The organism is Vibrio sp. 1078-1 (genome assembly GCF_033340475.1).
Genome location: NZ_JAWOWM010000275.1, coordinates 1 through 753 on the forward strand (window position 1 = coordinate 1; position 753 = coordinate 753).

A 753-nucleotide genomic window follows, 5' to 3' on the forward strand; every position below is an offset into this window, starting at 1 on the left:
GATGAGCAAATCGCTGAGCTAAACGCATTCTACGGGTTGGATAAACCTGTGATGGAAGCTTACGTTGATTGGTTGAGTCGACTAGTGACGTTGGACTTGGGTGAATCAACGCGTTATTACGAACCAGTATCGGATATGATTGCAGAGCGTCTGCCTGTTTCGCTGTTCTATGGTGGCATGACTTTCTTTATCAGCTACTTCATCTCGATACCGCTTGGCTATTACAAAGCCCTCAAGCACGGTTCTGTGTTTGATTCTACCTCCTCCATTTTGATATTCGTCGGTTATGCCTTGCCTGGCTATGTGGTTGGCGTGTTATTGATTACTTTGTTTAGTTATCACTTGGAATGGTTCCCTATGGGGGGCTTTGTCGGTGATGATTTCGATGACTATGAAACCTTCTTTGAACGCGCAAAAGACGTGATGTGGCATGCTGTGCTTCCGCTAATCTGTTACTTGATTGGTGATTTCGCAACGCTCACCATGACGATGAAAAATAACCTGATGGAAAACTTATCATCGGATTACATCCGTACCGCGATCGCAAAAGGCTTGCCGTTTAAGAAAGCGGTACGCAAACACGCGCTACGCAATAGTTTGATTCCAATTGCTTCTCACTTTGGCAACTCACTGTTGTTCTTCATGACAGGGGCATTTTTGATCGAAGTTATCTTCAACATCGACGGCATTGGTTTATTAGGTTACGAATCCATTATGGAGCGTGATTACCCAGTAGTGATGGGCATCGTTGCT

Annotated in this window: 1 protein-coding gene; it reads left to right on the plus strand. The window is 44.8% G+C overall.

Annotation, left to right across the window (positions count from 1 at the left end):
• On the plus strand, positions 1–753 hold a 753-nt coding region (locus R7190_RS27075; RefSeq protein ID WP_318137828.1), incomplete at both ends, for an ABC transporter permease.